Origin of the sequence: Streptomyces sp. NPDC059853, assembly GCF_042731495.1 — a bacterium.
GTDB lineage: Bacteria > Actinomycetota > Actinomycetes > Streptomycetales > Streptomycetaceae > Streptomyces.
The window spans coordinates 1-2,190 of sequence record NZ_JBHWJL010000503.1; the positions used below are offsets into that span (position 1 = coordinate 1).

1 protein-coding gene is annotated in these 2,190 nt (G+C 72.6%); it reads right to left on the reverse strand.

Going from position 1 to position 2,190, the window contains the following annotated elements:
* Window positions 1-97: 97 nt before the first annotated feature.
* Complete coding sequence (locus ACFV5N_RS27305) at window positions 98-1,900, reverse strand: thiamine pyrophosphate-requiring protein (protein ID WP_385605063.1); 1,803 nt, start codon at window positions 1,898-1,900, stop codon at window positions 98-100.
* Window positions 1,901-2,190 lie beyond the last annotated feature (290 nt).

A 2,190-nucleotide genomic window follows, 5' to 3' on the forward strand; every position in this document is an offset into this window, starting at 1 on the left:
GGGGAACTGTTCTCCCCCGTTTTCTTTCGGGGGTGGTGGGCCCGGGGGCGGCCCCGGCCGGGCGCACCGTCCGGTGCCGGCCACGGCAGGGGGGCGCTCAGCCCCGGTTGAGCCCCTTCAGATCCGGGATGAACTCCTGGACCTTCTGCTTGATGCCCTTCTTCACGACGTTCTTCCGGTCGCTGTCCCCGCGCAGCAGTGCCCGGGCCGTGGACTCCGCCTGCTCCCAGGTGGCGTGCGGCGGGATCGGCGGTACGGCCGGGTCGGTGACGAACTCCAGGACGCAGGGCCGGTCCGCCGCCAGCGCCCGCTGCCAGGCGGGCTGGACCCCGCCGGGTTCGTCGACCCGGATGCCCAGCAGCCCGATGGAGCGGGCGAACTCGGCGTAGGGGACGTCCGGCAGATGCTGGGAGGGCTCGAACTGCGGGGCGCCCGACATGGCGCGCATCTCCCAGGTGACCTGGTTGAGGTCCTGGTTGTTGAACACCGCGACGATCAGCCTCGGATCGCTCCAGCCGCGCCAGTAGCGGGCCGCCGTGATCATCTCCGCCAGCCCGTTCATCTGCATCGCGCCGTCACCGACGAGGGCGATCGCCGGCCGGTCCGGGTGGGCGAACTTGGCGCCGATGACGTACGGGACGCCCGGCCCCATGGTGGCCAGCGTCCCGGACAGGGACCCGCGCATCCCCGGCCGCATCCGCAGATGGCGCGCGTACCAGTTGGCGGCCGAGCCGGAGTCCGCCGCGACCATCACATCGTCCGGCAGCAGCGGGGACAGCGCACCGGCGACATACTCCGGGTTGACCGGATCGGCCTGGGTGGCGGCCCGCCGGTCCATCACCTCCCACCAGCGCGCGACGTTCGCCTCCACGCCCTTGCGCCACTTGCCGTGCTTCTTGCGCTCCAGCATCGGCAGCAGCTCGCGCAGGGCGGTCGCCGCGTCCCCGATGAGATTGACCTCGTACGGGTAGCGCATGCCCGCCATGTGCGGGTCGATCTCGATCTGCACCGCCCGCGCCTGCCCGAAGTCCGGCAGGAACTGGCTGTACGGGAAGCTGGAGCCGATGGTCAGCAGCGTGTCGCACTGCTGCATCAGCTCGTAGGACGGCCGGGTGCCCAGCAGGCCGATCGCCCCGGTCACATACGGCAGATCGTCGGAGAGCACGTCCTTGCCCAGCAGCGCCTTGGCCACCCCGGCCGACAGCACGTCGGCGATCTGCTCCACCTCGGCGCGGGCGCCCGCCGCGCCCTGGCCGACCAGGACGGCCACCCGCTCCCCGGCGTTGAGGATCTCCGCCGCCCGCTCCAGGTCCTCCCGGGCCGGGACCGGCGCGGAGCGGCCCAGACCCAGCGAGGAGGGCACCATCTTGAACGCGTGCGACGGCGCCTCGTACTCCAGCTCCTGGACGTCGGCCGGGACGATCACCGCCGTGACCGTGCGCCGGCCGTACGCGGTGCGGATCGCCCGGTCGAGGACGTTGGGCAACTGCTCGGGGACCGTGACGGTCTCCAGGAAGTCGGAGGCGACGTCCTTGAAGAGGTTCGCCAGGTCCACCTCCTGCTGATACGAGCCGCCCATCGCGCTCCGGTTGGTCTGGCCGATGACGGCCACCACCGGCACATGGTCGAGCTTGGCGTCGTAGAGGCCGTTCAGCAGATGAATGGCGCCGGGGCCCGAGGTGGCCACGCACACCCCCAGCCGGCCGGAGTACTTCGCGTAGCCGACGGCCTCGAAGGCCGCCATCTCCTCGTGCCGCGCCTGGATGAACTCCGGATTGTCCGCAGCTCTCCCCCAGGCGGCGAGCAGCCCGTTGATGCCGTCCCCGGGATATCCGAAGACGTGCTCGACGTCCCATTCCCGCAGCCGCCGCAGCAGGAAATCCGCCACCCTCTCACCCATGCGTCCGCTCCTCTTCCTCATGCGTGCCGGCGCCGGCCCGCGCCCCGCGGCGTCGCCGTGCTGTGGGCCGAACGGGTGAAGCCGCTGGGGCCGGGCGGTACTCGACAGTGGCGGGTACCCCGTCGCAATCGGTCCAATCACCCCGTTCCGTCCCGGTGTCGGACGGGGCCGGTGCGCGGCCCCGTCCGGGCGGGTCCGGGCCCGCGGCGGCCGGAGACCCACCAGGGTGTGGGGGCGGGCGGGGGGGAGGGCCCCAACCCACCCCCGGGGCCGGGGCCCCGCCCCCGGAT